This is a genomic window from Streptomyces sp. Ag109_O5-10, assembly GCF_900105755.1.
GTDB lineage: Bacteria > Actinomycetota > Actinomycetes > Streptomycetales > Streptomycetaceae > Streptomyces.
The window spans coordinates 578,521-604,611 of record NZ_FNTQ01000001.1; the positions used below are offsets into that span (position 1 = coordinate 578,521).

The following is a 26,091-nucleotide window of genomic DNA, read 5'->3' on the forward strand; positions in this document are numbered from 1 at the left end:
CGGGGAACGGCAACGCCCGGCGGGCGGCGCGCACAGCTGCGCACCGCCCGCCGGGCGTCCCGGAACGGCTGTTCTTGCGGCCTCCGCTAGTTCAGCCAGGCCTTGACCTTGTCGGGGTTGGCGTCGACCCACTTCTTCGCCGCCGCGTCGTCCGACATCTTGTCCACGGCGATGTACTTGGCCACGGTGTTCTGGTCGTCGTTGGTCCAGTTGAACTTCTTCACCAGGTCGTACGCCGGGCCGCCGGACTTGGCGAAGCTCGCGCTGACGATCTTGTCGAGGTCGTAGACGGGGTAGTCGCACGCCACCTTCGCCGCGTCGGCGTCGCAACCCGCCGTGTACTTGGGCAGGTTGACCTTGACCAGCGGCACCTCGGACAGGAACCACTGCGGTTCGTAGAAGTAGCCGATCAGCCACTGCTTGTTCTTCTCGGCCGTTCTGAAGGCCTGGATGAGCGCGGTCTCGCTGCCCGCGTACACCACCTTGAAGTTCAGCTTCAGGTTCTTCACCAGCGCGGCGTCGTTGGTGACGTACGACGGGTCGCCGTCGAGGAGCTGGCCCTTGCCGCCGGACTCGGAGGTCTTGAACTGTGCGGCGTACTTGTTGAGGTTCTTCCAGTCGGTGATGTCCGGGTGCGCCTTGGCCAGCCACGGCGGCACGTACCAGCCGATGATGCCCTTGTTTCCGGTGGAGCCCGCTTCGACGGCCGTCTTCTGGCCGGTGATGTACTTCTTCTTCAGATCGTCGTGGCCCCAGTTCTCCAGGACGGCGTCGACCTCGCCGGTCCCGAAGCCCTGCCAGGCGATCTCCTCCTTGAGGTCCTTCTTGTCGACCGTACAGCCGAGGTCGTGCTGCGCGACGTACGCGACGACCGCGGCGTCCGCCTCGTAGCCCACCCAGGGGTTGACGGCCAGGTTGAAGGTGCCGCACTTGCCGCCCGAGGACGTCGAGCCCGCGGAACCGCTGCCGCCGACCTTCGCGCCGCCGCAGGCCGTGAGGGTGAGACCGAGGACGGCCAGGCCGGCCGCGCCGGCTCGCCAGTGTTGTGCCATGGTGTCGAGCTCCTTATGCCCTGGTGCGTCGTGCCGCAGCCTGAGTGATCCGGTCGAACATGACTCCGAGCAGTACGATGGCCAGCCCTGCCGCCAGCCCCTTGCCGTACAGCTCGCCCTGCGAGAAACCGGCCACGACGTCGTAGCCGAGGGCGCCGGCCCCTACCAGGCCGCCCACCACAACCATCGACAGCACGTAGATCAGGCCCTGGTTGGTCGCGAGGGTCAGGGCGCTTCGTGCCATCGGCAGCTGGACCTTGGTGATGATCTGCCAGGTGTTGCACCCGGCCGAGGTGGCCGCTTCCACGGTGGGTGCGGACACGTTCCGCACCCCGTCCGCGATGATCTTGACGGCGACGGGTGCCGCGTAGACGACCGCGGCGACGATCGCGGTGAAGCGGGTGGCGCCGAAGAGCGCCAGGAACGGTACGAGATAGACGAACGGCGGCATGACCTGCGCCGCGTCCAGGGTGGGCCGGATCAGCCGGTCCACGAGCGTGCTGCGGCCCATCCACACGCCGAAGACGACGCCGACCAGCATCACCAGGACGGTGGCCACGGCGGTGGAGGCGAGGGTGGTCATGCTGTCCGACCACAGGCCGGTGCCGACCAGGAGACCGACGCAGGCGGCCGCCGTCGCCCCGGCCCGCCAGCCGCCGAGGACCGCGCCCAGCCCGGCCAGGACGGCGCCGACCAGCCACCACGGGGAGTCGGTGAGCAGCGTCTGGAAGGGGTTGAGCAGGCCGTTGGTGAGGGCGTCCCGCAGGGCGTTGGTGAGGCCGGAGAGGTGGTCCTGCAGCCAGGTGGTCGCGGTGTCGGCGGCGCTCGCGATGTGGCTGCCGACGGTGCCGTCGCCGGGGAACTCGGCCGCCCAGACGTAGGTGTGGGAGAGGTAGGCCAGGACGACGGCCGCGATCCCGCCGGCCCCGAGCAGCGGGCGGCGCCACCTCGCGAACCGCCCGTCCGCGCGGCGGGTCTCGGTGCGGGCGGCGGCCGCGGTGGTGACCCGGTCGAGGACGATCGCCATGACGACGATGGCGAGTCCCGCGTTGAATGCGGTGCCGACGTCGAGCGACTGGAGGGCCTGGACGACGGTCTTGCCGAGGCCGGGCGCGTCGATCAGGGCGGCGATGGTGACCATGGCCAGGGCGGCCATGATGGTCTGGTTGACGCCCATGACGACCGTGCGCTTCGACATCGGCAGCAGCACCTTGACCAGTTGCTGGGTGCGGGTGGTGCCCATCGAGTCGGCGGCCTCGACGGTGGTCTCGGGGACGGAGCGGATGGCGTGCGCGGTGATGCGGATGGCGGGCGGGGCCGCGTAGATGACGGTGGTGATGACGGCGGAGGCGCCGCCGATCAGGAAGATCAGGGTGAGCGGGGCGAGGTAGACGAAGGTCGGCATCGTCTGCATGAAGTCCAGGAAGGGCGTCGTGATCCGGTTGACCCGGTCGGAGAGCCCCGCCCACACGCCGAGCGGGATGCCGATGAGCAGGGCCACCAGGACCGCCGACAGGGTCAGCGCCAGGGTGTCCATGCTCTCCTGCCACAGTCCCTGGAGCCCGAAGAAGGTGAACCCGGCGACGGCCAGCAGGGCGACCCGCCAGTTGCCCACGGCCCAGGAGACGTAGCCGGTGATGCCGACGACGCCGAGCCAGCCGATCTGCGGGACCGGACGGCCGTCGGTGGGCTGGGAGATCAGCGACTGGACGAAGGTGACCAGGTTGTCGATGACCAGCCGGATCTCGTTGAAGAAGTACAGGAAGACCGGGTTGGAGTTGCGGTTGGCGCCGATGCTGTCGTTGACGTCGTTGAGCCAGCGGTGCAGGCCCGTGAGGTCGGCGGCGGCCAGGGTCAGCGTCTGGCGGCCCCGGAACGCGGCGAAGAGCACCAGCCAGAGGACCAGGATCGCCGCCACCACCATCGGGCGGCCGACCTTCCTGCGTGGCGTCGCGACCGGCGCGGTCGCGACGGCGACGGCGGCCATCAGGCGCCGCCGTCCTGCCCGGCGACCACGGCGAGGATCTCCTCGTCGCCGACGATGCCGAGCAGCTTGCCGTTCTCGACGACCTTGACCGGCTTCTCGGCGGCGAGGACCGCGCGGGTCGCCTCGCGTACGACGACGTCCGGGCCCAACTCCGGTCCGTCGAGGGCGTCGTCCGGCTCGGCGGGCCGCATGATCCAGCGCAGGGTGAGGACGTCGCCGCGCGGCACGTCCTTGACGAAGTCCCGCACGTAGTCGTCGGCCGGGGCGCCCACCAACTCGTCGCCGGTGCCGCACTGGACCGTCCTGCCGTCCCGCATGATCAGGATGCGGTCGCCGAGCTTGAGGGCCTCGGAGAGGTCGTGGGTGATGAACACCATGGTCTTGCCGACCTCGTGGTGCAGGCGGACGACCTCGCTCTGCATGTCACGGCGGATCAGCGGGTCCAGGGCGGAGAACGGCTCGTCGAAGAGGAGGACGTCCGGGTCGCCGGCCAACGCCCTGGCCAGGCCCACGCGTTGCTGCATGCCTCCGGAGAGCTGGTCGGGGTAGGAGTTCTCGTAGCCGGCGAGGCCGACGAGTTCGACGGTCTCCATCGCGCGTTTCACGCGTTCGGCCCTGCCCATGCCGCGGATCTCCAGGCCGAACGCCACGTTGTCGACGACCTTGCGGTGCGGCAGCAGGCCGAAGTGCTGGAAGACCATGGAGAACTTGCTGCGCCGCAACTCCCGCAGCCGCCGGGCGTCGGCGTCCCGGATGTCCTCGCCCTCGAAGACGATCTCGCCCGCGGTGGGTTCGATCAGCCGGGTCAGACATCGCACCAGGGTGGACTTGCCGGACCCGGACAGGCCCATGACGACGAAGACCTCGCCGGGCGACACCTCGAAGCTGACGTCCCGCACCGCGGCGGTGCAGCCGGTGCGGTCCATCAGCTCGCGGCGGGAGAGCCCGCACAACTCCTCGGAGCCCGGCACCTCGTCGGCCCTGGGCCCGAACACCTTCCACAGCCGGCGCACGGAGATGACCGGGGTGCGGTCCCGGGGTTCCTCGGACGTGTCGCGCCGCTGCGACGCCTCGGTCTGGGCTGGGGGCATGGTGGGGACCTCTCTTCGGCGTCAGCCGCGGAACCAGTGCTGCGGCCGGGGTTGGATGTTCTGCCAGACGTGCTTGGGCTCTCGGTACTCGTCCAGGCCGGTCGGTCCCAGCTCGCGGCCCACACCCGAGTGCCCGAAGCCACCCCATTCCGCCTGCGGCACATAGGGGTGGTAGTCGTTGATCCACACGGTGCCGTGGCGCAGCCGGCGGGCGACCCGCTGCGCCTTTCCCGCGTCCTGCGTCCAGACGGCTCCCGCGAGGCCGTACTCCGTGTCGTTGGCGATGCGGACGGCGTCGTCCTCGTCCCGGAAGCGCTCGACGGTGAGCACGGGTCCGAAGGACTCCTCGTGCACCACGCGCATGTCCTGGCGGCACTCGTCGAGGACCGTGGGCGGGTAGTAGAAGCCGTTCGCGAGCGCGGGGTCGCCGGGGCGGCTGCCGCCGCAGCGCAGTACGGCGCCCTCGGCGAGGCCCGCGGCGACGTAGGCCTCGACCTTCTCGCGGTGCTGTGCGGAGATCAGCGCACCGGTGTCGGCCTCGGGGCCGAAGGGGCCGCCCAGGCGGATGAGTCGGGCCCGGCGCACGACCTCGGCGACGAAGGCGTCGTGCAGGGAGTCCTCGACGATCAGCCGGGCGCCGGCCGAGCAGACCTGCCCGGAGTGCAGGAAGACGGCGGTCAGCGCGAAGTCGACGGCGGTGTCGAAGTCGGCGTCCGCGAAGACCACGTTGGGGTTCTTGCCGCCGAGTTCGAGGGCGACCTTCTTCACGGTCGCCGCGGCGGCGGCCATGATCCGCTTGCCGGTCTCCAGACCGCCGGTGAAGGAGACCATGTCGACGGCGGGGTCCTCGGAGAGCGCGGCACCGGCCTCGGGCCCGGCGCCGAGCACGAGGTTGCCGACGCCCGGCGGAAGTCCCGCCTCCTCCAGGGCCTTCATCAGCAGGATCGCGGTGGAGGGGGTCAGCTCGCTGGGCTTGAGCACGAACGTGTTGCCCGCGACCAGGGCGGGCGCGACCTTCCAACTGGCCTGCAGCAGCGGGTAGTTCCACGGGGTGATCAGCCCGCACACGCCGACCGGCTCGTACTCGACGCGGCTGACGGCGTCCGCCCGCCCGGTGTCGATCACCCGGCCGGCGTCGGTGCCCGCGATGCCGCCGTAATGGCGGAGGCAGGAGACGACGTCGGCGATGTCGTACTCGCTCTCCACCAGGCGCTTGCCGGTGTCCAGGGACTCGGCGCGGGCGAACTCCTTGGCGTCGCGCTCGATGATGCCGGCGGTGCGCAGCAGCAGGGCGCCGCGCTCACGCTCGGGGGTGCGCGGCCAGGGGCCCTCGTCGAACGCCCGCCGGGCGGCGGCGATCGCGGCCTCCGTGTCGGGGCGGGTCGCCTCGCAGACCGTCGCGACGAGGGTGCCGTCCGCCGGACAGCGGATCTCGCGGTGGCCGCCGGCCAGCGCCGCGCGCCATTTCCCATCCACGTACAGATCTGCCACGGCCGCGCCCTTCGAGCCCGAATTCGTTGCGCATTGTGCATTGGATTGCTTTTGGTGGAACACCCTGACCGAATGTGCCGACACCCGTCAAGGTCTGCGCGTATCCCGATTCGGCCGCGAAAACGGCGCCCTCGGGGGCCGGTCAGCCGCCCAGCCGGTCCAGCAGCGCACGGCGCCACCGCTCGGTCTCGGCAACCTGGTTGAAGGTGAACAGGTGGAGGCCCGCCACGCCCGCCGACGGCGCGGTGAACGCCGCCGCGCCGCGGGTGAGCAGCCGCTCGGGGTCGTATCCGCCGGGTGCGGCGAGGCGCAGGAACCAGGAGGCGTGCCCGGTGAGGAAGCGGGTCGACTCCCCCACCCCGATCTTCGTCGCCATGGACAGCAGCTTGGCCCGCTGGACGGGCCCGGCGACGCCTACGTACACGGGGAGGGTGACGTCACGGCGCCGGATCCGGGCGAGCCAGTCACCGAGCACGCGCGGGTCGAAGCAGAGGTTGCTGACGATGTAGGTGGCGTGCGCGCGCTTGTCCCACATCGCCTGGACGGTGAGGTCGTCATGGAGGAGGGGGTGGCTCTCCGGGTAGCCGGTGATCCCGGTCTCCGTGAAGGGTCTGCCCAGTTCGGTCAGCCGGCGCAGCACCGGCAGGGCTCCCTCGTACGTCCCGGCGGGCGGGTCGGCGTCGCCCGCCGGGACGAAGAGGTCGTCGACGCCCGCCGCGCGCAGCCGCTCGGTGACGTCCTTCAGGTGAGTGTCGTCCCGCAGGAGGCGGGCCGGCACGTGGGGGACGACCCGGTAACCGTGCGCCGCGAGCCGCTCGGTGAGGCCGAGGGTCGGTTCCAGGCCCCTGACCGGCGACGCCGTGACCGTGACCACGACGTCGCGCGGTACATGGGCGAGGACCTTCTCCTCGGTCGCCCGCGCCGGCAGCACCTCGTAGCGGGCGTGGGCGAGCAGCGCCCGCAGCGCCTCGGCGCCCACGGCGGTCTACCCGGCCTGCTTCTGGGCGTCGCGGAGCCGGTAGTACACGGCCTTGGACGGCGGCAGCGGGTCGTTGCCGAGGATCAGGTCCGCGGCCTTCTCTGCGATCATCATCACCGGGGCGTAGATGTTGCCGTTGGTGACGTACGGCATCACCGAGGCGTCCACCACACGCAGTCCTTCCACGCCGTGCACCCGCATGGTCGCCGGGTCGACGACGGACATCTCGTCGGTGCCCATCCTGCAGGTGCAGGAGGGGTGCAGGGCGGTCTCGCCGTCCTTGGCGACCCAGTCGAGGATCTCCTCGTCGGTCGCCACGGACGGGCCGGGTGAAATCTCCCCGTCGTTGTAGGGGGCGAGGGCGGGCTGGTTGAGGAGGTCGCGGGCGACTCTGACCGCCTCGGCCCATTCGCGGCGGTCCTGCTCGGTGGAGAGGTAGTTGAAGCGCAGCGCCGGGTGTTCGCGCGGGTCCTTGCTCCTGATCTTCACCGAGCCGCGGGCGTCGGAGTACATGGGCCCGACGTGGACCTGGTAGCCGTGCCCGCCGGCCGGCACCGAGCCGTCGTAGCGGACCGCGACGGGCAGGAAGTGGAACATCAGGTTGGGGTAGTCCACGTCGTCGTTGCTGCGGCAGAAGCCGCCGGCCTCGAAGTGGTTCGTCGCGGCGGGCCCCTTGCGGAACAGCCACTGCAGGCCGATGAAGGGGGCCCGCCATTTCGCCAGGTACGGCTGGACGGAGACGGGCTGCCTGCAGGCGTACTGGATGTAGACCTCCAGGTGGTCCTGGAGGTTCTCGCCGACGCCGGGCAGGTCGTGGACGACGTCGATGCCGAGGGCGGTGAGTTCCTTCGCGTTGCCGATGCCGGAGAGCTGGAGCAGTTGCGGGGAGTTGATCGCGCCGCCGCAGAGGACGACCTCCCTGGCGCGGACCTGCTGGAGGGCGCCCCTGCCGCGCCGGTACTCGACGCCGACGGCCTTCCTGCCCTCGAAGAGGACGCGGGTGACCAGGGCGCGGGTCTTCACGGTCAGGTTGGGGCGCTTCCTTGCGGGTTTGAGGTACGCCTTCGACGCGGACAGGCGGCGGCCGCGGTGCACGTTGCGGTCGAACTTGGCGAACCCCTCCTGCCGGTAGCCGTTGACGTCGTCGGTGGGCGCGTGGCCCGCCTCCTCGGTGGCCTTGAGGAACGCGGAGAAGAGCGGGTTGGTGGCCGGGCCGCGTTCCAGGACCAGCGGACCGTCGTGGCCGCGGAACTCGTCGTCCGGGTCGGCGGCGAGGCAGTTCTCCATCCGGCGGAAGTACGGCAGGCAGTGGGCGTAGTCCCAGCTCTCCATGCCGGGGTCGGCGGCCCAGCGCTCGTAGTCCATGGGGTTGCCGCGCTGGAAGATCATCCCGTTGATGCTGCTGGAGCCGCCGAGCACCTTGCCGCGGGCGTGGTAGATCCGGCGGCCGCCCATGTGGGGCTCGGGCTCGGACTCGTACTTCCAGTCGTAGAAACGGCTGCCGATGGGGTAGGTGAGCGCCGCGGGCATGTGGATGAAGACGTCCCACGGGTAGTCGGGGCGGCCTGCCTCCAGGACGAGCACCCGGTTGCCGGGGTCGGCCGAGAGGCGGTTCGCCAGTGCGCTGCCGGCCGAGCCGCCGCCGACGATGACGAAGTCGTACTGCAAGGGAGCCATGGTGCCTCGTCTCGCTCGCGCCGTCGATTGCGCGGCATGCTAGTACGGGTATCGCTATACGCACCAGGTTGCGAACAACGCAACTTGTAAGATCTTTGTTCACATCGCGTTACTTGGAGCGCGTTGTTTACTGCGCGTATAGTTTCGCTATGAGCAACTTCAGTCCGGATACCGAAACGAACGGCTCATCGTCCGGGGGCGTGCAGTCCGTCGACCGCGCCATCAGCGTCCTGGAGATCCTGGCCCAGCGCGGCGAGGCGGGTGTGAGCGAGGTGGCCGCCGAGATCGACGTCCACAAGTCGACCGCGTTCCGGCTGCTCGGCGCCCTGGAGGCGCGCGGTCTGGTGGAGCAGTCGGGCGAGCGGGGCAAGTACTCGCTCGGCTTCGGCATCGTACGCCTGGCGGGCGCGGTGACGGGACGCATCGACGTCACCCAGCAGGGCCGGGCGGCGTGCGAGCGGCTGGCCGAGGAGATCGGCGAGACGGTCAACATCGCGGTGATGCAGGAGCACTACGCGATCAACCTCTACCAGGTGCGCGGCGCCGCCGCCGTCAGCGCGCACAACTGGGTCGGCCAGCTGACCCCGCTGCACGCCACCTCCAGCGGCAAGATCATGCTGGCCCACGTGCCCGCCAAGGAGCGCGCCGCGCTGATCTCGGACGGGGGTCTGAAGAAGCTGACCCCGCACACCATCTCCTCCAAGGCGAAGCTGGAGAAGAACCTCGCCGAGGCCCGGGAGCGCGGTTACGCCTGGACGCTGGAGGAGCTGGAGATCGGCCTGCACGCGATGGCCGCGCCGATCCGGGACCGGGACGGGGTGGTCATCGCCTCGATCAGCGCGTCCGGGCCGTCCTACCGGTTCACCGAGGAGCGCATGCACGAGCTGGCTCCGGTGCTGGTCAAGGGCGCGGAGGAGATCAGTCACCGCATGGGCTACCTGGGCTGAGCGCCCGCCGGCCGACCGTCGTGGGGCCCGCGTCCGGCCCTTCCGCGCGGGCCACGGCGTCACTCCGGCCGCGGGGTGCCGAGCCTCTCCTGGACCCAGTCGTGGAAGGCGCCGATGTGGTGCTCGCTGGGCACCAGCACCCCGCCCTTGGCGTACAGCCGTGAGCTCATGCCGGGCTGCGTGCGCTCGCAGGCCTCGAAGTCCTGGCGGTTGACCCGGTCGAAGAGCTCCACGGACCGGCTGACGTCCTTGCCGCTCTCGACGACGTGCGGGAGGTAGAGCCAGTCGCACTCGACGATCGTGCGGTCGACGGCGACCGGGTACATCCGGTGGAATATCACATGGTCCGGGACCAGGTTGATGAACACCTGCGGTTTGACGGTGATCGCGTAGTAGCGCCGGTCCTGGTCCGCCGAGACCCCCGGAATGCGGTCGAGCCCCTCGGATCCGTCGACGGTGAACCCCTGCACGTCCGCGCCGAACTCCGCGCCGTGCCCCACGTAGTACTGGGCCGCGTAGCCGTCGGCGAACTCGGGCAGCACCTCGGTGAGTTCGGGATGGATCGTGGCGCAGTGGTAGCACTCCATGAAGTTCTCGATGATGAGCTTCCAGTTGGCCCTGACGTCGTAGACGATCCGCCGCCCGACGGAGAGGTCCTCCACCCCGTAGCGCTCGATCGACTCGACGTCGCCCAGCCGCTCGACGGCCGCCCCGATCACGTCCTCCTCGAAGGACGGCGGGTTCTCCGCGAGACACACCCACACATAGCCGAGCCACTCCCGGACGGCGACGTTCACCAGGCCGAACTCGGTCCGGCCCACGTCGGGCATCTTGGTGAGGTTGGGCGCGGCGACCAGCCTGCCGTCGAGCCCGTAGGTCCAGGCGTGGTACGGGCACTGGAAGGCGCGTGCGACCTCACCGGCCTCCTCGGTGCAGAGCTTGGCGCCCCGGTGCCGGCAGACGTTGAAGTACGCGCGGACCGACCGGTCCCGGGCCCGGGTGACGAGGATGGACTCGCGGCCCACGTCGACGGTGCGGAACGCGCCGGGCTTCGGCAGATCGGCGGCGCGGGCCACGCAGAACCACATCGTCTCGAAGATGTGCTCCTGCTCCTGGGCGAAGATCCCGGGATCGGTGTAGGCGGAGCCGGGGAGGGTGGCGATCAGGCTGTCCGGCAGGCTGGTCGAGGTCACGGTGCACTCCTCCAGGGACGTCGTGGATCGGTGGGGTGGCGCGGGCGCCGGGTCAGGACGCGGCGGTGCCGAACTGCTTGCGGGCGCGGGTGAACAGCCGCGGCTGGTTCATCCCGAGCACGGCGACCGGCCGGCCCGCGCGCCGGTACACGGCGAGGAAGCTGCGGTCCTCGGTCGAGCCCTCCTCGACCGTGACGCTGTCGGCCCCGGCGGCGTGGCCGACGAACTGGATCTTCACGCCGTACTGGTCGGACCAGAAGTACGGCGGCCGGGGCGTGCCCGGTTCCCGCGCGCCGTGCGCGAGCAGCGTGGCGACGGCGGTGTCCGGCCGCTCCAGCGCGCCGGTCCAGTGCTCGATCCTGCGGTGGGCGCCGGTGTGCGGGTCGTACCAGTTGGCGCAGTCGCCGACGGCGACCACCCCGGCGACGCTGGTGCGGCCGTCGGCGCCGCACTTGACGCCGTTGTCGAGTTCGACGCCGGAACCCTGCAGCCACTCGACGCAGGGACGGGCCCCGACGCCGACGACGACGGTGTCGGCGGCCACGCAGCGGCCGTCCGCCAGGAGGACGCCGTCGACCTGGCGCTCGCCGCTCAGCCCCTTGACCCCCACCCCGCACAACAGCCGTACCCCGTGGTCGGCGTGGAGCGCGGAGACGACCGCGCCCATGGCCTCGCCGAGCGGCGCGGCCAGCGGGGTCGGGGCCGCCTCGATCACGGTGACGTCGAGGCCGAGGCAGTACGCGGTGGAGGCGACCTCGGCGCCGACGAACCCGCCGCCGATCACCACCAGACGGCCGCCCCGGGCGAGGTCCGCCCGCAACGCGCGGGCGTCGTCGAGGGTGCGCAGCGTGTGGACTCCGGCGAGGCCCGCGGTGCCCGGCAGGGTACGGGCGGCGGCGCCGGTCGCGAGGACCAGGCCGTCGGCCCGGACCTCCCCGCCGTCGGCGAGCCGGACCGCACGCCGGGTGCGGTCGAGACCGACGGCCCGGGAGCCGAGCAGCCACTGCGCCCCCAGGTCCTCGTCGTCCCGCTCCAGCGCCAGGTCCGCCTCGCCGAGGGTGCCGGCCAGGAATTCCTTGGACAACGGCGGCCTGTCGTACGGGCGGTGGGGCTCGTCACCGACGACCACCAGCCGGCCGTCGTACCCCCGTTGCCGCAGCGAGCGCGCGGCCGACAGTCCGGCCAGCGAGGCGCCCACCACGGCGACGGTCCTCACGCCGCGCCCCCGGCGAGGCGGGCGGTGACGCACGGCGGCAGGTTGGGCGCGTCGTGGGACAGCCGGACGTAGACCGTTCCGTCCTCCACGACGATCTCGTGGGTGCGGACCGGGCGCTTGGCCGGGGGTGCGTCCACGGCGCCGGTGCGCAGGTCGAACTTGGAGGCGTGCAGGGGGCATTCGACCTCGCAGCCCTCCAGCCAGCCGTCGGCGAGCGAGGCGTCCTGGTGGGTGCAGGTGTCGTCGATGGCGAAGAGCTCGCCGTCCTCGGTGTGGAACACCGAGACGGGCGGGTCGATGTCGAGCCGGTGGGCCTCGCCTCGCGGCAGATCCGCGAGACGGCACGCGGGAATCATCATGACACCTCGGTGCGTATAGCGAAACGGATTGCGGTTAGCGCAACGTCAGTCTGGGGGCCGCCGCGAAGCGTTGTCAAGGAGTTCACGCGCCGGTTCGCCCCGGCCACGACCGTGGTTGCCCGGGCCCGCGGGAGCGCCCTGGAAAGCAGGCGTGAGCAGGGCGAACAGGCCCTGCCTGAGGTGCGGGTACGGCCCTGCCCCGGTGCCGTCACCGGGGCAGGGCCGCTTCGCCCGCGGTCGGTCAGAGACCGCGGCCGACCGTCACAGGAGCACCACCGAGCGCAGCACGTCACCGTGGTGCATGCGCCCGAAGGCCTTCTCGACCTCGTCGAGTCGGACGGTCTCGGTGACGAAGGCGTCCAGGTCGAGGCGGCCCTGCAGGTACAGGTCGATGAGCACCGGGAAGTCACGGGAGGGCAGACAGTCCCCGTACCAGGACGACTTGAGCGCCCCGCCGCGGCCGAAGACGTCGAGGAGCGGCAGTTCCAGCTTCATCTCGGGGGTGGGCACGCCGACCAGGACGACGGTGCCGGCGAGGTCGCGGGCGTAGAAGGCCTGACGGTAGGTCTCCGGACGGCCGACCGCCTCGATGACGACGTCGGCGCCGAAGCCGCCGGTCAGCTCACGCACCGCCGCGACGGCATCCTTCTCCTTGGAGTTGACCGTGTGGGTGGCGCCGAGGCCGCGCGCGGTGTCCAGCTTGCGGTCGTCGATGTCCACGGCGATGACGCGTGCCGCGCCGGCCAGGTTCGCGCCGAGGACGGCCGCCGCGCCGACGCCTCCGCAGCCGATCACGGCGACGCTGTCGCCGCGGCCGACGTTGCCGGTGTTCAGTGCGGCACCGAGGCCCGCCATCACGCCGCAGCCCAGCAGCCCGGCGGCCGCCGCCGACGCGCGCCGGTCGACCTTGGTGCACTGCCCGGCCGCCACCAGCGTCTTCTCGGCGAAGGCGCCGATACCGAGGGCGGGCGACAGTTCCGTGCCGTCGGTGAGGGTCATCTTCTGCGCGGCGTTGTGGGTGTTGAAGCAGTACCAGGGACGCCCGCGCAGACAGGCCCGGCAAGCCCCGCACACGGCACGCCAGTTGAGGATCACGAAATCGCCGGGCGCCACGTCGGTGACGCCGTCGCCGACCGCCTCGACGACCCCCGCCGCCTCGTGCCCCAGCAGGAAGGGGAAGTCGTCGCCGATGCCGCCCTCGCGGTAGTGCAGATCGGTATGGCAGACCCCGCAGGCCTCGATCCCGACCAGCGCCTCCCCCGGACCGGGGTCGGGCACGACGATGGTCTCCAGGCTGACGGGGGCGCCCTTGCTCCGCGCGACGACGGCACGGACCTGCTGGGACATGGCCGCTCCTCTGCTGAAAGAGGTGGCGAGACGTTGCCCAATACGGCACGCATCTCGCGTTTCGCAACACAGCATCGCGGAGGCCGAACCGGGGGTCAAGAATCCGTCGGCGACCCGGCTCCGGGCACGTGCGGGCCTTCACCGCGCAGACGGCGGCCGGTGCCGGTACCGCACTCGCAGGTATCATTTATTCCATAAACAGTACAAACACCCACATCCCGAGTCCGGCACGGATGTGCCCGAGGTGAGGATGCGCGACATCACCTTCGACGACCGCGGCGAGCTCCCGGAGCCCGGGGGCGAGGCGGAGGCGTTGCTGGACGCGCGGGGCCGGGTGACGGCCTGGGGTCCGGGCGCCGAGGCGCTGCTGGGGCACCCGGCGCGCGAGGTGCTCGGGCGGCGCGCGGACGACCTGCTCCATGACCCCGCCGAGGCCGCGCATCTGGTCCGGCGGTGGGAGGAGGGGGCCCGCGAGGGGCCGCTGGTGCTGCGGCGGCGCGGCGGGGACCCGGTCGAGGTCCAGGTCTGGGTGCGCTCCCTCACCACCGCGGACGGCGGGCAGCGGTGGCTCGTCCAGGCGGCCGGCGCGCAGTCGTACCGCACGTTCGAGTTCGGCCGGGCCCTGCTGCAGGGGCTGTTCACCGAGATCCCCTTCCACATCGACCTCTTCGACACGGGGCAGCGGTTCATCGCCCAGAACCTGGCGCAGCGGCGCGCCGGGGTCTTCCGGGACGCCGAGTACTCCGGGCACACGATGCGCGAGATGGCCCCGCCCGGCCTGCTGGACATCGACGCGCTGGAGGAGCGGCAGCGGCGGGTGCTGGAGACCGGCAGGGCGCTGCTCGACACCGAGGTCGTCGGTCACCCCGTACCCGGTTCGCCCGACGACTACGTGTGGTCGGAGTCGATCCTGCCGCTCAGGGACCCGTCCGGGACGGTGATCGCGCTGGCCCATGTGATCTCCGACGTGACCCACCGGGTCCGCTCGCGCGATCGGCTGGTCCTGGCCAACGAGGCCGGCACCCGGATCGGCACCACCCTGGACCTGTGGCAGACGGCCCGGGAGCTGGCCGAGGTCGCGGTGCCGCGGTTCGCCGACACCTGCCACGTCGACCTGCTGGACTCCGTCTTCTCCGACGGTGCCGACGCGGACGGCCGGGAGCCGGCCGACGACGCGCGGCCGCGCCATCCGCTGCTGCGCCGGGCCGCGTCCGACGGAGTGGCCGCCGCGGAGCCGGGCACCGGCGGGGTCCGGGCGGTGCGGGTGGGCGACCTCGACACGGCGGCTACGGCACCCGGCTCGCCGTTCCTCGACGCCCTGGCGAAGGGCGGGTCCATTCTCCTCGCGGACGAGCAGCTGCGCCCCGCCGCCACCGACCCCGTGCGGGCACCGGGCGCCGGACCGGAGGTGCACTCCTGGCTGCTCGTCCCCATGCTCGCGCGGGGTGTCGCCCTCGGTACCGCCCTCTTCATGCGCTCGCGCAGCCACCGCCGGTTCGAGCCCGAGGACGTGCTGCTGGCCGAGCAGATCGTGACCCGTACCGCGGTGTGCGTCGACAACGCCAGCCGCTACCACCGGGAGCGGACGACGGCCCGGACCCTGCGGCGCAGTCTGCTCCCCCAGCGGCTGCCGTCGCCGTCGGCGGTGCGGACGGCCTCCCGCTACCTGCCGGCCAGCGAGCACACCGGTCTGGGCGGGGACTGGTTCGACGTGATCCCGCTGTCCGGGGCACGGGTGGCGCTCGTGGTGGGCGACGTGGTCGGGCACGGACTGCAGTCCGCGGTGACCATGGGCCGGCTGCGTGGTGCCGTGCGTACCCTCGCGGACCTCGACCTGTCCCCGGCGGAGCTCCTCGCCCACCTGGACGACCAGATGAACCGGTTCCTCGACGAGCGCGGCGACGAGGTCTCCCTGGTGACCGGGGCGACCTGCCTGTACGCGGTGTACGACCCGGTGTCACGGCTGTGCCAGCTGGCCCGCGCCGGTCATCCGCCCCCGGCGGTCGTCTCGGCGGACGGCGCCGTCGACTTCGTGGACCTGCCCGGCGGTCCGCCCCTCGGGCTCGGCGGCGTCGTGTTCGAGGAGCGCGAGATCGCCCTCGCCGACGGGGACCTCCTGGTCCTCTACACGGACGGGCTGCTGGAATCACGCGCGCAGGACTTCGACACCGGGCTGCGCCGGATGCGCGCCACGCTCTCCCGCACCCCCGCGTCGGCCGCCCCTCAGGAGGTGTGCGACACACTGGTCGGTGAGCTGCTCCCGCCGGGCCACCAGGACGACGTGGCGGTCCTGGTGGCCCGGATGAGCGCTCTGGCCCCGGACGCCCACGTCACCTGGGCGATCGAGGCGCAGGAGCAGATGGTCGGCCGGGCACGGGAACTGACGGCACGTCAGATGGTGCGTTGGGGGCTGGCGGAGGAGTCGTTCACCACCGAGCTCATCGTGAGCGAGCTGGTGACGAACGCGCTGCGGTACGGCGGTGCGCCGATCGCGCTCCGCCTGATCCGGGACCGGAGCCTGATCTGCGAGGTCTCGGACGGCAGCAGCACCTCGCCGCACGTGCGGCACGCCCGGGAAACGGACGAGGGCGGGCGCGGCCTCTACCTCATCGCCCAGCTCGCCCAGAACTGGGGGACGCGGTACAACGCGCGCGGCAAGACCATCTGGGCCGAGCAGTCACTCCCCCGCTGACGTGCGCGCCGCGGCGGGCGGCCGGTCGTCGTCCGGGCCGGGCACGACGACCAGGAAGGCGTCCGAGCCGAGGTCCATCACCACGGTCGCCCGGCCGCCCTCGGCCCGGCACCGTGCCGCGTACTCCTCGGCCGGCCACGAACCCCGGGGAGCCCCGGCGGGAAATCGCTCCAGCACCCTCGCGCTCATAGTGGTCCTGCACCTCCCGAGTCGGTCTTCGCTTTTCCTGCGGCTGCCCCCGATCTACGCGGACATGCCGGAGACGCCGGAAGGACACCGGCCCCCGGTCCGTCACGCGGGGCCCGGAAGGTGGGAGCGCGGGGCCGTCTCGGCTCGAAAGAGGTCGTGCCGCTGCTCGTGCGGGACCGCGCGGTGGACCGGGCCGGTTCCGCCGTGGCCAACCGGCCGGCGCCGGCTACCCGGTCGTCGACGTGGCGATGCGCCGGCTGCGGCACGAGGGCATGGATGCACGACCCGGGAGCTGCTGGTCGACGGGGACGTGGCGAACAACAGCTCAACTGGCGGTGGGGGCGGCCACCGGCACCGACACCCGCTCCAGCCGCGTCCTCAACCCGGTGACCCGGGCGCGTTACGACGCCGACGGCGCGTACGTCCGGCGCCGGGTGCCGGAGTTTGCGGGGCTGCCGGGGGCGAACGCGCACGAGCCGTGGAAGCCGGGCGGCCAGGACCCGGCGGCGCCCGGCTGCCCGGAGCCCGTCGTCGATGGGCCGACGGACGCGCCCGGTTCCGCCAGGCACGGGAGCGCGATCGAGCCCAGAACTACACATAAAGAAGAAATAAGAGCAGAATGCTATGTAGCGGCGTTTACCGTACGCACCAGACGCGGTCAGGCCTGCAAGTCGAGAAGGAGACGAGTCATGGCCAACGTCTCGCACGGCAGAAGTGACATAACCAGCCACCCCGATGTCTCCGAGATGCGGGAGCGTTACGCCCGCATGCTCGGCGGCCGTGATGTGGCGCTCGTGGACGGACCGGTGTTCCTGCTCGGTCTGTACTGCGCGGCGTCCCCGTGGATCCTCCACTACACGGCGAGCCAGCCCGCGCTCGTGCCCCACAACCTGATCATGGGCATAGCGATAGGCCTGCTGGCACTGGGCTTCACCAGGGCACCGGAGCGCATGTACGGCCTCAGCTGGGCCATGTGCGCACTGGGCATCTGGATGATCATCGCCCCCTGGGTGGTCGGCAGCAGCCCGGACACGGGCGTCATCATCAACAACGTCATCATCGGCGCGCTGGCCCTCTGCCTCGGGCTGGTGTGCGCCGCTTCGGCGGCCAGGCGGACGCCCATGACCTAGGCACACCGGACATCCCCTGGAAGGGAGGACGCGGGGCCGGTCCGATGACGGCGGACCGGCCCCGCCGCGCGTCCGCTCAGCGGCCGGGGACCAGCCAGGGCTCCTGCGGGAGCGGGCTGCCGGTCTCGATGAGGGACTTCAGGTTGGAGAGCACGGCCGGCCAGCCGGCCGAGACGCCCTGCAGTTCGCCCTCGTCGTTGAGGTCCTCGTGGGTGACGGTGAGCTTGACGATGTCGGCGTGCGGGCGGATGTCGAAGGTGACCCGGGAGTGCCGGCCGGGGTCGCCCTCGTCCGCGGGCGCGGCCCAGGTGGCGACCAGCCGGGTCGGGCGCTCGCTCTCGACGACGGTGCCGACCACGTCGGCGATGCCGGAGCCGTCGGTGCGGACGTGCTCCCAGCGGGAGCCGGGCCGCCAGTCGGAGACGTTGGAGTGCCCCCAGTAGGCGGCGGTCAGGTCGGCGTCCGTGAGGGCGTCCCAGACCTTCTCGGCGGTGCTGGCGATGTAGGTGACGTAGACATAGCTGGGCTGGTCGCTCATGGCTTCCTCGGCTCGTCGCTTCAGGTCGCCGAGCGCGCGCAGACGCGGGCGCTCGAACTTGTCGATCCACCGCTCCTGGATCTCGTGGAGCGGCACGGGATTGAGGTAGTGCAGCTTCTCCCGCCCCCGGCGCACGGTGCTGATCAGGTTGGCGGCCTCCAGGACGGCCAGGTGCTGGGTCACCGACTGCCGGGTCATCGCGATGCGCTCGCACAGCTCGCCCAGTGTCTGGCCGTTGTGCTCGTGCAGCCGGTCCAGCAGCCGCCTGCGGGTGTCGTCGGCCAGCGCCCTGAAGACCTGGTCCATCCCGCTGTCGCTCTCGGATCCCACTACTCAAAGTTATGCAGGTGATTGCCTGCATGTCAATGCGGGCGGCCCGCGCGGTGCGTTTCAGGGAGCCGTGCCGAACGAGATCCACACGTCGGGCGGCAGCTCCGGCATGCCCGGAACCGGCCGGGTCTCCTCCGTCCAGGCGCCGTCCGCGGCCTCGGCCGCGACCCGTCGCCAGAAGGCGACGGCGCCCGGGTTCTCGTACTGGAACGCGATCTCCCAGCGCCCCGGATGACGGGCGAGGACCTCGCGGACGGCAGCCAGTCCGACGCCCGTCCGCCGCGCGCCGCGCACCACGAAGAAGCTGTTGAGCACCCGCACGGGCGCGTCCAGCGCCCGGACGAACGCGAAGCCGACCGGGCGCCCGCCCCGGACGAAGAGATAGGGCGCCCAGCCGGGCGCGGCGAACGCGTCCTCGACGCGCTCGCCGCGGAACGAGCCGTCGGGCCCCGGCAGGAGTCCGCGGAACTCGGACAGGTCGTGGCGGAACATCAGCCACAGACGGTCGACGGTGGATCGGTCCCCGGGGACGGCGGGGCGGACGACGACATCCGCTGCGGTGGTTTCGGTCATGAAAAAAGCCTCACCCGGCGGCAGTTGGCCGCCGGGTGAGGCTGACGTGTGATCGGGACACTACACCACGGACGGCTCCTGTGGCGTCAGGTACTCCTCGCTGATCTCCCTGGCCCCGAACGGCCACACCTTCTCCAGGCGCGCCCAGACCAGGAACGCCACGCAGCCCAGGGCGAGCCAGGCCAGGGACCACTCGATGGGGTGACGGCCCGGGGAGTTCCGGTCGGCGTAGCCGTAGATCACGCACCAGCCCACGAAGGCGACGATGCTCGGCAGCGGGTAGAGCCACATGCGGTACGGCCGCTTCAGCGTCGGCTGCCGGCGGCGCAGCACCGTGAGCGCCACGATCTGGGCCAGCGCCTGGACGATCACCATCACGGTGGTGAGCAGCTGGATCAGGGTCGCCAGGTCGGTGTGCCGGCCGATCAGGAACCCGATCGCGGTGATCACGCCCATGGTGGCGAGCCCCAGCATCGGGAAGCGGTGCTTGGGGTGCAGCTTCTCGTAGGGGCGGAAGAAGACGCGGTCGCGGGCCGCGTCGTACGGCACCCGGGAGCCGCCGAGCAGGCCGGTGAAGACCGAGGCGAAGGCGGTGATCAGGATCAGCACGGTCACCGTGTCGGCGGCGCCCTTGCCCCAGGTCTTCTCCAGGACCGCCGAGGCCACCGAAGTCGACGCGATGTCGTCCGGGTTCGTCATGCGGTGCCAGTCGACGACGCCGAGCGTGCCGATCTGGAGCAGCAGGTAGATCGCCATGATGCCGAGGATCGAGAAGAGGATGGAGCGCGGCAGGACGCGGCCGGGTTCCTTGATCTCGGCGCCCATGTACGCGGTCGTGTTGTAGCCGAGGTAGTCGTAGATGCCGATGGTCAGGCCCGCGGCGAAACCGAGCCAGAAGTGGTCGCTCGTCAGGTCGAAGGCGTGGGCCGGGTAGGTGAAGGCCAGGTGCGGGCTGAAGTCGCTCGCCGCGGCGACGATCACCAGCAGCACCGAGGCGATCATCACCGTCCACATGACGGCGGTGATCCTGGCGATGTGCTCGATGCCGCGCCAGAGCAGGAGCACCACGAGAACGATGACGCCGAGCCCGATGAGGTCGCCGGAGGTCTGGCCGAGGCCCGGGGCGAGGTAGCCCAGGTACTGGACGAAGCCGACCACGCCGGTGGACATGATCAGCGGGATGAAGAGCATCGCCGTCCAGACGAACAGGAACGGCATCAGGCGTCCGGTGCGGTACTGGAAGGCCTGCCGCAGATAGACGTAGCTGCCGCCGGAGCCGGGCATCGCGGCGCCGAGTTCCGCCCAGACGAGGCCGTCGCAGAGCGCGAGCACCGCGCCCGCGACGAAGCCGATGACGGCCTGCGGGCCGCCGAACGCGGCGACCATGAGCGGAATGGTCACGAACGGACCGATGCCGCACATCTGGCTCATGTTGATGGCGGTGGCCTGGAACAGGCCGACGCGGCGGACGAAGCCGCCGGCCGGCGGCGCACCGCCCGGGACGAGAGGACTACCGGGACCTGCGGACATGAGGGCTCCTGGACGGGACACGGGGAGGCGGGCGAGGACGCGTACGACGGGCGGGGACCGACTCGGCGGGATGGCCGATAAAGTTAAGGAGCCTTACTAGATGCGTCAAGTATGCGTCGGGAATCGGTGAGAATGGTGCGATGGCCGCCAGCGACGTCGTAGAGGAGCAGGAGCAGCCCTGGAGCCGGCGGCGCCTGCGCAGCGCCAACGAGCGGCTGCTGCTTGACCGGCTGCGCCTGCTCGGCTCCGCCTCCCGCGCCCAGCTGGCCCGCGAGACGGGCCTGTCGAAGCCGACGGTGTCCAGCGCGCTCGCCGCGCTGGAGTCGGCGGGCCTGGTCCACGAGGTCGGCACCCACGTGCCCGAGCGCGGCCGCACGGCCGTCCTGTACGCGCCGGACCCGGCGGCCGGGTTCGCGCTCGGCATCGACGTGGGCCGCGGCTGGCTGCGGGTGGCGGTCGCCGATCTCGACGGCACCCTGGTCGCCCGCTCGGACGTGCGCAACCGGGCCCGGGGCTCGGGGGCGATGGCCGACCTGCTGGTCGCCACCGCCCGGCAGGTGGTCGCCGGCTCCGGGGTGGATCCGGCCGCGGTGGTGCACGGGGTGGTGGGCACGCCGGGCGTGTACGACGAGCGGCAGCGCCGGGTGCGGTACGCGATGCATCTGCCCGGGTGGGGGCGCGCGGGCCTGTTCGACCGGATGCGCGAGGAGCTGGGCGTCCCGCTGGAGGTGCACAACGACGCCAACCTGGCGGCCCTCGGCGAGTACACGTACGGCGTCGGGGCGGGCAGCCGGCTGTTCGCGTACATCATGATCGGCACCGGTCTCGGGATGGGCGTGGTCAGCGAGGGGCGGCTGTTCACCGGGGCGCGCGGGCTCGCCGGGGAGATCGGTTTCCTGCCCTGGCCGGGGCGGCAGCGGGGGCCGGAGCGGCTGGAGGACGCGGTGTCGGGGGTGGCCGTGGTCGAGACCGCGCGGCGGCTGGGGATGACCGGGCAGCTCACCGCGAAGTCCGTGTTCGACGCGGCCCGCCTGGGCGATCCGGCAGCCGCCGAGGCGGTACGCCTCGAGGGCGAGCGGATCGCGCACACGGTGGCCGCGGCCGCGGCCGTGCTCGACCCCGACCTGGTGGTGCTCGGCGGCGGCGTCGGACACAGCGTCGACCTGCTGCTGCGCCCGGTGCGCGAGCACCTGCGCACCCTCACCCCGCTGCGCCCGAAGCTGGCACCGAGCCGGCTCGGCGAGGACGCGGTGCTGCTCGGCGCGGTGGCGACCGCCCTGGGCACCGCCCGTGACATGGTGTTCGATCGCAGGTCGGGCGCTTCCTGAGCACCGCGCCACCAACTCGCGCGGGCGCCACGGTGATTGACACGGTCTCCGTGGCACCCTAGCTTGAGCCGGGTTAGTAAAGTTTCCTAACTTTACGAGCCTGGAGACCATCGTGTTCCCTCGCCGTGCCCCCGGACACCGCCTCGCCACGGCCGCCGTGGCTTTGGGACTGCTCTGCTCACTCAACACCAGCGCCTGGGCCGGGGCCCGCGACCCGGCCCACGGGTCCGCCCGGATCACCCGTGTGCCGTCCGCCGCCGGCTCCGAGACCCCGCTGTCGGGCTTCGCGATCCGGTCGACGGCAGACGTGGGCGACTCCGCGGCGGCGGTCTCCTCCCCCGGCTACCCGGCGAAGGGCTGGTATCCGGCGGGCCCCCGCTCCACGGTCCTGGCCGCGCTGCTCGCCGACGGCGTCTACGACGACCCGTTCGTCTCCACCAACCTCCAGAAGATCCCCAAGTCGCTCTTCCAGGTCCCCTGGTGGTACCGCAGCGACTTCACGGTGGCCGACCCCGCGCACCGCACCTACCTGGACTTCAGCGGGGTGATCTCGGCGGCCGACGTGTACGTGAACGGCCGTCAGGTCGCCACCACCGCCGACGTCACCGGCGCCTACACCCGTCACGAGCTGGACGTCACCTCGCTGGTGAAGGACGGCACGAACACGGTCGCCTTCCGGATCCAGCCCAACAACCCCAACAAGAACCTCACCATGGGCTGGCTCGACTGGCTCCAGCCCCCGCCCGACCAGAACATGGGCATCGTCCGTGACGTCCTGGTCCGGCGCGGCGGTCCGGTCGCGCTGCGCGACGCGCACGTGGTGACCAAGCTCGCGGTGCCGTCCCTCGAGACGGCCGACCTGACGGTGAAGGCACAGGCCCGCAACGACTCGGACGCCCCCGTCACCGCCGAGGTCTCCGGCACCGTCGCCGGGGTGACCCTCACCAGGTCGGTCGAGCTCGCGGCCCACCAGACCAGGACCGTCACCTTCGCCCCCACCGACACGCCGGGGCTGCACCTGACCTCCCCGAAGGTGTGGTGGCCCGCGGGCATGGGCGGCCAGCCCCTCTACGACCTCGACCTCACCGCGTCCGTGGGCGGCACGGCCTCGGACACCGCCCACGAGAGCTTCGGCATCCGGGACGTCCGGGCCCCGCTGAACTCCGACGGCGCCCGCCAGTACTCGATCAACGGCCGCCGGCTGCTGATCAAGGGCGGTGGCTGGTCACCGGACGAGTTCCTGCGGTGGGACCGCGCGTACGTCGAGGACCGGCTCAAGTACGCCGTGGATCTGGGCCTCAACGCCATCCGGCTGGAAGGCCACATCGAGCCCGACGAGTTCTTCGACCTCGCCGACCGCCTCGGCGTCCTCACCCTGCCCGGCTGGGAGTGCTGCGACAAGTGGGAGGGCCAGACCAACCCCGGCGAGAGCGGTGAGAAGTGGACCGCCGCCGACTACCGGGTCGCCCAGGCCTCGATGGCCGCCGAGGCCGCCCGGCTGCGGGACCACCCGAGCGTGGCCTCCTTCCTGATCGGCAGCGACGCCGCGCCCGACGCGACGATCGAGAAGAACTATCTGGACGCCCTGGACGCCGCCGACTGGACCGTCCCGGTGGTGCCCGCCGCCTCCGACAAGTCGACGCCCCAGCTGGGCAGTTCGGGCATGAAGATGACCGGCCCCTACGACTGGGTCCCGCCGGGCTACTGGTACGCCAAGCGCGAGGGCGGCGCCACCGGCTTCAACTCGGAGACCAGCGCGGGACCGGACATCCCCACCCTCGACACCCTGCGCCGGATGATGACCCCGGCCGAACTCGACACCCTCTGGAAGAACCCGGACGCCAAGCAGTACCACCGCTCGCCGTCCGCGACCTTCGGCACCCTGAAGGTCTACGACGCCGCCCTCACCGGCCGCTACGGCGCCCCCAAGAGCCTCACCGACTACGTCAGGAAGGCCCAGCTCGCCCAGTACGAGAACGTCCGCGCCCAGTACGAGGCGTACGAACGCCACCAGACCGACGCCTCGAAGCCGTCCACCGGGGTCGTGTACTGGATGTTCAACAGCGGCTGGACCTCCCTGCACTGGCAGCTGATGGACCGTTACCTGGACCAGGGCGGCGCCTACTTCGGCGCGAAGAAGGCCAACGAGCCGCTGCACGTCCAGTACTCGTACGACGACCGCTCGGTGGCCGTGGTGAACAACCGGCACACGCCGGTCTCGGGGCTCACCGCGCGGGCCACCCTGTTCAACCCCGACGGCACCCAGAAGTACGACAGGACGGTCACCGGTGTCTCGGTCCAGGGCGATGGCGCGCACAGCACCGCGCTCGCGCTGCCGGCGTCGGTGAGCGGGCTGGCGTCCACCTACCTGGCCCGGCTGACGCTGACCGACGCCGACGGCAGGGAGGTGAGCCGCAACGTCTACTGGCTCTCCACCAGGTCCGACACCCTCGACTGGGCGAAGACCGACTGGTGGCACACGCCGACGACGGGCTACGCGGACCTGACCGGGCTGTCCTCGATGGCCCAGGTCCCGGTCACGGCGACGGCGTCGACCACGGAGGCCGACGGCATGTCGACGACCACGGTCACCGTCCGCAACACGGGCACCGGCAAGACCCCGTCCCTGCTGACGGACGTCCATCTGGTCGACGCGAACGGCAGGCCCGTGCTGCCGGTCCGGTGGTCGGACAACGCGGTCAGCCTGTGGCCGGGCGAGTCGGCGACCCTGACGGCCACCTACCGGACCGCCGACCTGCACGGGTCGTCGCCCCAGGTGCGGGTCTCCGGCTGGAACGCGCTGGATCGGACGGTTCCGGCGGGAGCGCCGGAACCGTCCGTCCCGCTCAGCTCACGTTGAGCGCGGTGTCGTCGACGACGAACGAGGTCTGGAGGGTCGAGCCCTCGACACCGGAGAACTTGATGGTGGCCGTGGTACCGGCCAGGGAGGAGACGTCGAAGCTCTTGAGGACGTATCCGGAGGCCGCGTTGAGGTTGGAGTACGTGGCCAGGGTGGTGGATCCGGCGGTCACGGTCAGCTTGTCGTAGGCGGTGCTCGTGGTGGTCTCCGCGGTGTCCACGTGCAGGTAGAAGCTGAGCGTCGCGGAGCAGCCGGACGGAATGGTCACCGACTGGGACAGCGTGTCGGTGTGGGCGGACCCGTAGCCGTCGAGCCAGGCCTTGTAGGAGCCGGTGCGGGCCGCCTCGCCGCTGGAGTTGGTGATGATCCCGCTGCCGGCGGTCCAGGTGGTGTTGCCGGACTCGAAGCCGGGGTTGCCGAGGATCTGGGCGGAGGTGCAGGTGCCACCGCCACCCCCGCCACCGCCACCGCCACCGCCGCTGGACGCGCCGGTGAGCCAGGCGGTGGCGTTGAGGGCGAGGGCGGCGTTGGTGGCGCCGCTGTCGTTCCAGCCGTCGTACAGCGTGTTGCCGGACTGGCCGGTGCCGTCGTCGATGGGCGAGCTGTCGCCCCAGAAGGCGACCCGGCCGCTGCCGAAGGTGCTGGTGGCGAAGAAGGCGCCGGTGTTGCCGGAGTAACCGCTGCGGTAGACCAGACCCTTGACGGCGGAGTTGTCGGAGGGCTTCAGCGTGGCCGTCGTCCCGTCGGCGATCAGGCTCTTGGTGACCGTGCCGAACCCGCCGTGCAGCACCGCGTTGCCGCTGTCGCTGATCGCGGCCGGGTAGCCGGAACTGATGTCCAGCGAGTCGATGGAGAAGCCGAACGGGTCGGTCGAGTCCACGCTGTTGTTCGTCATCAGGTCGTTGAGGATCTCGACCGCGTCGTAGCCGTCGTTGTTGCGGTCGGCCCCCGTGTGGTCCGAGATCATGAACAGCCCGCCGCCGTTCTTCACGAAGTTCATGATCGCCGTCTTCTCGGCGGTCGTGAACAGCGTGTTCGGCTCGGGGAGCACCAGCGCGTCGAACTTCGACAGGTCGGTCGTCGACGAACCCCCGTACGTGAGCGCGCTGGTCGCCGTCTTCAGGCTGTAGCTGCCGGTCTTCTGCAGGGCCACGCCCCACGAGGAGAGCGCGCCGGTCCAGTCCTTGTCCGAGGACGGGGAGGAGTTCTGGGCGAGCGGGTCGGGCTTGCTGGTGGAGATGATCCAGTCCGCGTTGCCGGCCTCCTCGGCGTGGCCGTCGTCGAACAGGACGCGGTAGGTGGTGGCCGCGTGGGCGGGGGCGGCCGCGGTGCCGACCTGGAGGGCGGCTCCCGTGACGAGCAGTCCGAACCCGGCCAGGGCGGTGGTGAGTCTGTGGCGGGATCTGCTGGATCCAAGCATCCGGCGAACCTCCGTGAGGGGGTGGGGTAGGGGCGGTGGGGGCGCCAACTCTGCGCGCGTAGAACGTGCTTGAGATTTCTACACGCGTCAACTCATTGAAAGGTACATGGCATGTCAGGTCGGTGAACAGAAAACCGCTGTAACAACCGGACGGGACTGCCG

20 protein-coding genes and 1 pseudogene are annotated in these 26,091 nt (G+C 71.3%); 6 read left to right on the top strand and 15 right to left on the bottom strand.

Going from position 1 to position 26,091, the window contains the following annotated elements; genetic code table 11:
- Nucleotides 1-86: 86 nt before the first annotated feature.
- From BLW82_RS02825 to betA, 6 genes are all read right to left on the bottom strand, one after another.
- Complete coding sequence (locus BLW82_RS02825; RefSeq protein ID WP_093497300.1) at nt 87-1,052, bottom strand: ABC transporter substrate-binding protein; 966 nt, start codon at nt 1,050-1,052, stop codon at nt 87-89.
- Between the two features lie 13 nt (nt 1,053-1,065).
- The gene (locus tag BLW82_RS02830; protein WP_093497301.1) at nt 1,066-3,039 is read right to left on the bottom strand and encodes an ABC transporter permease; all 1,974 of its coding nucleotides are present in this window, start codon (nt 3,037-3,039) and stop codon (nt 1,066-1,068) included.
- Complete coding sequence (locus BLW82_RS02835) at nt 3,039-4,130, bottom strand: quaternary amine ABC transporter ATP-binding protein (protein WP_093497302.1); 1,092 nt, start codon at nt 4,128-4,130, stop codon at nt 3,039-3,041. The genes BLW82_RS02830 and BLW82_RS02835 overlap by 1 nt, the downstream gene beginning before the upstream one ends.
- 21 nt (nt 4,131-4,151) lie before the next feature.
- Nucleotides 4,152-5,621: an aldehyde dehydrogenase family protein gene (locus BLW82_RS02840; RefSeq protein WP_093497303.1), complete on the bottom strand. Its 1,470-nt coding sequence runs from the start codon at nt 5,619-5,621 to the stop codon at nt 4,152-4,154.
- Nucleotides 5,622-5,763: 142 nt separating this feature from the next.
- Nucleotides 5,764-6,600: a methylenetetrahydrofolate reductase gene (locus BLW82_RS02845; RefSeq protein ID WP_093497304.1), complete on the bottom strand. Its 837-nt coding sequence runs from the start codon at nt 6,598-6,600 to the stop codon at nt 5,764-5,766.
- Nucleotides 6,601-6,606: 6 nt separating this feature from the next.
- Nucleotides 6,607-8,277, bottom strand: coding sequence for a choline dehydrogenase (betA, locus tag BLW82_RS02850; RefSeq protein ID WP_093497305.1), 1,671 nt, complete (start codon nt 8,275-8,277; stop codon nt 6,607-6,609).
- A gap of 149 nt (nt 8,278-8,426) precedes the next feature.
- Here betA and BLW82_RS02855 point away from each other — a divergent pair, with 149 nt between their 5' ends.
- Nucleotides 8,427-9,224: an IclR family transcriptional regulator gene (locus BLW82_RS02855; RefSeq protein WP_093497306.1), complete on the top strand. Its 798-nt coding sequence runs from the start codon at nt 8,427-8,429 to the stop codon at nt 9,222-9,224.
- Nucleotides 9,225-9,283: 59 nt separating this feature from the next.
- Here BLW82_RS02855 and BLW82_RS02860 read toward each other — a convergent pair whose 3' ends face one another.
- The 4 genes from BLW82_RS02860 to BLW82_RS02875 form a co-directional block, all read right to left on the bottom strand.
- Nucleotides 9,284-10,417, bottom strand: a complete 1,134-nt coding sequence (locus BLW82_RS02860; RefSeq protein ID WP_093497307.1) for an aromatic ring-hydroxylating oxygenase subunit alpha — start codon at nt 10,415-10,417, stop codon at nt 9,284-9,286.
- Nucleotides 10,418-10,469: 52 nt separating this feature from the next.
- The gene (locus BLW82_RS02865) at nt 10,470-11,633 is read right to left on the bottom strand and encodes an NAD(P)/FAD-dependent oxidoreductase (RefSeq protein WP_093507814.1); all 1,164 of its coding nucleotides are present in this window, start codon (nt 11,631-11,633) and stop codon (nt 10,470-10,472) included.
- On the bottom strand, nt 11,630-11,992 hold the full coding sequence (locus BLW82_RS02870) for a bifunctional 3-phenylpropionate/cinnamic acid dioxygenase ferredoxin subunit (RefSeq protein WP_093497308.1): 363 nt from the start codon (nt 11,990-11,992) through the stop codon (nt 11,630-11,632). The genes BLW82_RS02865 and BLW82_RS02870 overlap by 4 nt, the downstream gene beginning before the upstream one ends.
- A 261-nt stretch (nt 11,993-12,253) precedes the next feature.
- Nucleotides 12,254-13,339: an S-(hydroxymethyl)mycothiol dehydrogenase gene (locus tag BLW82_RS02875; RefSeq protein ID WP_093497309.1), complete on the bottom strand. Its 1,086-nt coding sequence runs from the start codon at nt 13,337-13,339 to the stop codon at nt 12,254-12,256.
- Nucleotides 13,340-13,589: 250 nt separating this feature from the next.
- Between BLW82_RS02875 and BLW82_RS02880 the strand changes: the two genes are divergently transcribed.
- Nucleotides 13,590-16,031 carry a SpoIIE family protein phosphatase gene (locus BLW82_RS02880; protein ID WP_093497310.1) on the top strand — a complete coding sequence of 814 codons (2,442 nt, stop codon included), beginning with the start codon at nt 13,590-13,592 and terminating at the stop codon, nt 16,029-16,031.
- On the opposite strand, the gene BLW82_RS02885 is transcribed toward BLW82_RS02880, so the two are convergent.
- Complete coding sequence (locus tag BLW82_RS02885; RefSeq protein ID WP_093497311.1) at nt 16,017-16,220, bottom strand: hypothetical protein; 204 nt, start codon at nt 16,218-16,220, stop codon at nt 16,017-16,019. The genes BLW82_RS02880 and BLW82_RS02885 overlap by 15 nt on opposite strands.
- A 272-nt stretch (nt 16,221-16,492) precedes the next feature.
- On the opposite strand from BLW82_RS02885, the pseudogene BLW82_RS46155 reads away from it, so the two are divergent.
- Nucleotides 16,493-16,738 (top strand): annotated as a pseudogene (locus BLW82_RS46155) (FAD-binding domain-containing protein); the annotation flags it as partial.
- Between the two features lie 171 nt (nt 16,739-16,909).
- Entirely contained in the window at nt 16,910-17,350 is a 441-nt protein-coding gene (locus BLW82_RS45080; RefSeq protein ID WP_256215609.1) for an SPW repeat protein, read from the top strand.
- A gap of 76 nt (nt 17,351-17,426) precedes the next feature.
- Here the strand turns inward: BLW82_RS45080 and BLW82_RS02895 are convergent, their stop codons facing one another.
- From BLW82_RS02895 to BLW82_RS02905, 3 genes are all read right to left on the bottom strand, one after another.
- Entirely contained in the window at nt 17,427-18,194 is a 768-nt protein-coding gene (locus tag BLW82_RS02895) for an ArsR/SmtB family transcription factor (RefSeq protein ID WP_093497313.1), read from the bottom strand.
- A gap of 84 nt (nt 18,195-18,278) precedes the next feature.
- Entirely contained in the window at nt 18,279-18,791 is a 513-nt protein-coding gene (locus tag BLW82_RS02900) for a GNAT family N-acetyltransferase (RefSeq protein ID WP_093497314.1), read from the bottom strand.
- Between the two features lie 60 nt (nt 18,792-18,851).
- The gene (locus BLW82_RS02905) at nt 18,852-20,321 is read right to left on the bottom strand and encodes an APC family permease (protein WP_093497315.1); all 1,470 of its coding nucleotides are present in this window, start codon (nt 20,319-20,321) and stop codon (nt 18,852-18,854) included.
- A 140-nt stretch (nt 20,322-20,461) separates the two neighbouring features.
- On the opposite strand from BLW82_RS02905, the gene BLW82_RS02910 reads away from it, so the two are divergent.
- Nucleotides 20,462-21,649, top strand: coding sequence for an ROK family transcriptional regulator (locus tag BLW82_RS02910; RefSeq protein ID WP_093497316.1), 1,188 nt, complete (start codon nt 20,462-20,464; stop codon nt 21,647-21,649).
- A 112-nt stretch (nt 21,650-21,761) separates the two neighbouring features.
- Complete coding sequence (locus BLW82_RS02915; RefSeq protein WP_093497317.1) at nt 21,762-24,509, top strand: glycoside hydrolase family 2 protein; 2,748 nt, start codon at nt 21,762-21,764, stop codon at nt 24,507-24,509.
- Here BLW82_RS02915 and BLW82_RS02920 read toward each other — a convergent pair.
- Nucleotides 24,496-25,929, bottom strand: coding sequence for a hydrolase (locus tag BLW82_RS02920; protein ID WP_093497318.1), 1,434 nt, complete (start codon nt 25,927-25,929; stop codon nt 24,496-24,498). The genes BLW82_RS02915 and BLW82_RS02920 overlap by 14 nt on opposite strands.
- Nucleotides 25,930-26,091: the final 162 nt, after the last annotated feature.

Coding starts and splice junctions, on each gene's coding strand:
- BLW82_RS02825 (WP_093497300.1), bottom strand. CDS start 1,052: ATGGCACAACACTGGCGAGCCGGCGCGGCCGGCCTGGCCGTCCTCGGT.
- BLW82_RS02830 (WP_093497301.1), bottom strand. CDS start 3,039: ATGGCCGCCGTCGCCGTCGCGACCGCGCCGGTCGCGACGCCACGCAGG.
- BLW82_RS02835 (WP_093497302.1), bottom strand. CDS start 4,130: ATGCCCCCAGCCCAGACCGAGGCGTCGCAGCGGCGCGACACGTCCGAG.
- betA (WP_093497305.1), bottom strand. CDS start 8,277: ATGGCTCCCTTGCAGTACGACTTCGTCATCGTCGGCGGCGGCTCGGCC.
- BLW82_RS02855 (WP_093497306.1), top strand. CDS start 8,427: ATGAGCAACTTCAGTCCGGATACCGAAACGAACGGCTCATCGTCCGGG.
- BLW82_RS02870 (WP_093497308.1), bottom strand. CDS start 11,992: ATGATGATTCCCGCGTGCCGTCTCGCGGATCTGCCGCGAGGCGAGGCC.
- BLW82_RS02875 (WP_093497309.1), bottom strand. CDS start 13,339: ATGTCCCAGCAGGTCCGTGCCGTCGTCGCGCGGAGCAAGGGCGCCCCC.
- BLW82_RS02880 (WP_093497310.1), top strand. CDS start 13,590: ATGCGCGACATCACCTTCGACGACCGCGGCGAGCTCCCGGAGCCCGGG.
- BLW82_RS02885 (WP_093497311.1), bottom strand. CDS start 16,220: ATGAGCGCGAGGGTGCTGGAGCGATTTCCCGCCGGGGCTCCCCGGGGT.
- BLW82_RS45080 (WP_256215609.1), top strand. CDS start 16,910: ATGGCCAACGTCTCGCACGGCAGAAGTGACATAACCAGCCACCCCGAT.
- BLW82_RS02895 (WP_093497313.1), bottom strand. CDS start 18,194: ATGGACCAGGTCTTCAGGGCGCTGGCCGACGACACCCGCAGGCGGCTG.
- BLW82_RS02900 (WP_093497314.1), bottom strand. CDS start 18,791: ATGACCGAAACCACCGCAGCGGATGTCGTCGTCCGCCCCGCCGTCCCC.
- BLW82_RS02905 (WP_093497315.1), bottom strand. CDS start 20,321: ATGTCCGCAGGTCCCGGTAGTCCTCTCGTCCCGGGCGGTGCGCCGCCG.
- BLW82_RS02910 (WP_093497316.1), top strand. CDS start 20,462: ATGGCCGCCAGCGACGTCGTAGAGGAGCAGGAGCAGCCCTGGAGCCGG.
- BLW82_RS02920 (WP_093497318.1), bottom strand. CDS start 25,929: ATGCTTGGATCCAGCAGATCCCGCCACAGACTCACCACCGCCCTGGCC.